Raw genomic sequence first — 2203 nt, 5'->3', positions numbered from 1 at the left:
ATGGTGTGCCGTTCGACCACGCCCGGGCCGGCCTCGATCTGCCGCAGCAGCATCGCCAGCCCGACGCGGGCCACCGCGTCGAAGTCCGGCCGCACGGTGGTCAACGGGGGGATGAAGTACGCCGCCTCCGGCACGTCGTCGAAGCCGACCACGCTGATCCCCTCCGGCACCCGACGCCCGCGCTCGCTCAACGCCCGCAACACCCCCAGCGCGAGATGGTCGTTCGCCGCGAAGACCGCCGTCACCTCCGGCATCCGGGCCAGCATCTGCCCACAGCGGTATCCTGACGCCGCGCTCCAGTCGGCCGACAGCACCGGCGGCACCTCCGCCCCGGCCGCCCGCAGCGCCGCCCGCCAACCCTCGACCCGCCCGGCGCTGTCGAACCAGTCCGCCGGGCCGGAGACGTGCCAGACGGTACGGTGCCCGGCGTCCAACAGGTGCCGGGTGGCCAGTCCGGCCCCCGCTGCCTGGTCGACTGTGACCAACGCCGCCTCCCGGGCCGGATCGCCGTCGACGGTGACCAGCGGCACGCCGTGCGGCAGGTGGTCGAGCGCCTCGTCGGCCGAGGCCACCGGGGCGATCACCACGATGCCGGCGACCCGGTGGTCGAGGTGCCGCTCCACGGCGGCGGAGATGGACCGCCGGTCGAGGGTGCTGACGCTGCCGACGCTGACCGCGAAGCCGGCCGACGCGGCGGCCTGCTCCAGGGCCGCCAGCAGTGACGCCGGCCCGTACAGGGTGCTGTTCTGGGCCACCACCCCGATGAGCTGGGAGCGGCCGGTGACCAGCGCCCGTGCCGCCCGGTTCGGTCGGTAGCCCAGCTCGGCGATCGCCGCACGGACCCGGACCCGGGTCTGTTCCCGGACGTTCGGATGGTCGTTGAGCACCCGGGAAACCGTCTGGTGGGAGACTCCCGCCAGGCGGGCGACGTCCGTCATCGCAGGACCACGCATGCGGCCATTATCCACCGGCGCGGTCCCGCCGGTCGCCGGTGTCCGGCCCGGTCGGCGACCGGAACTTCCGGTGGGGCGGCCCGCCTTGCCAAGCCGACGACAGGCTAACGATACTCATGGATGTTCCTGAGCCGGACACGATCGAGCGCCGGGCAGCCTCGATCGGAGCAGCCGCATTCCCGCGATCCTCCGGAGGAACCTGTCCCATGAGATCCAGGATCAAACTCCTCGGCACCGCCCTGGTCGCCGCCGCGCTCACCGTACTGGCGGCGATCGCCGCCCCCACCCCGGCCTCGGCGGCGACGCTGACCCAGGTGACGAACTTCGGCGCCAACCCCAGCAATCTCCAGATGTACCTGTACGTGCCGAACACCGTGGCGGCCCGACCGGGTCTGCTGGTGGCCGTGCACTACTGCACCGGCAGCGGCCCGGCCTTCTATTCCGGCACCCAGTACGCGGCCCTGGCCGACCGGTACGGTTACATCGTCATCTACCCGTCGGTGACCCGCAGCAGCAAGTGCTTCGACGTCTCCTCCCCGCAGGCGCTGCGCCGCGACGGGGGCAGCGATCCGGTGGGCATCAAGTCGATGGTCGACTACGTCCGGGCGCGGTACCCCGTCGACCCGAACCGGATCTTCGCCACCGGCACCTCTTCCGGGGCGATGATGACCAACGTGCTGCTCGGCGACTATCCCGACGTGTTCGCGGCGGGTGCGGCCTTCGCCGGGGTGCCGTTCGGCTGCTTCGCCACCACCGACGGCTCGGAGTGGAACAGTCAGTGCGCCAACGGGCAGGTCACCAAGACCGCGCAGCAGTGGGGCGACCTGGTCCGTAACGCCTACCCCGGATATACCGGCAAACGGCCCCGGATGCAGTTGTGGCACGGCACCAACGACGAGACCCTGCGCTACCCGAACTTCGGCGAAGAGGTCAAGCAGTGGACCAACGTCCACGGGCTGAGCCAGACGCCTACCTTCACCGACACCCCGCAGGCCGGCTACACCCGCACCCGGTACGGCGGCAGCAACGGCACGGCACCGGTTGAGGCGATCAGCATGCAGGGCGTCACGCACAACCTGCCGGTCGACGCCGCGCAGGCGATCCGGTTCTTCGGCCTCGACGCCCCGCCCACCACCACCTTCGCCACCACCAGCGGCATCGGCATCGGCATCGGTGGACCCAGCGGCCATGGCCTCATCAAACTCCGGAGCCTGCTCCAAAATCAGATGCGCATTCGTCCCCGAAATACC

The 2203-nt window shown here is 71.0% G+C and carries 2 protein-coding genes; one reads left to right on the top strand and one right to left on the bottom strand.

The features are described 5' to 3' along the window. Positions 1-953: LacI family DNA-binding transcriptional regulator (locus tag AC0AIB_RS30905; RefSeq protein WP_465098032.1), on the bottom strand; the 953-nt coding region annotated here is incomplete at its 3' end. A 206-nt stretch (positions 954-1159) separates the two neighbouring features. On the opposite strand from AC0AIB_RS30905, the gene AC0AIB_RS30900 reads away from it, so the two are divergent. Beyond that, a partial coding sequence (locus AC0AIB_RS30900; RefSeq protein ID WP_465098031.1) for an extracellular catalytic domain type 1 short-chain-length polyhydroxyalkanoate depolymerase occupies positions 1160-2203 on the top strand: 1044 nt, incomplete at its 3' end.

It is taken from the genome of Micromonospora sp. DSM 43699, assembly GCF_055517075.1.
This window is presented reverse-complemented; position numbering and strand designations above follow the sequence as displayed.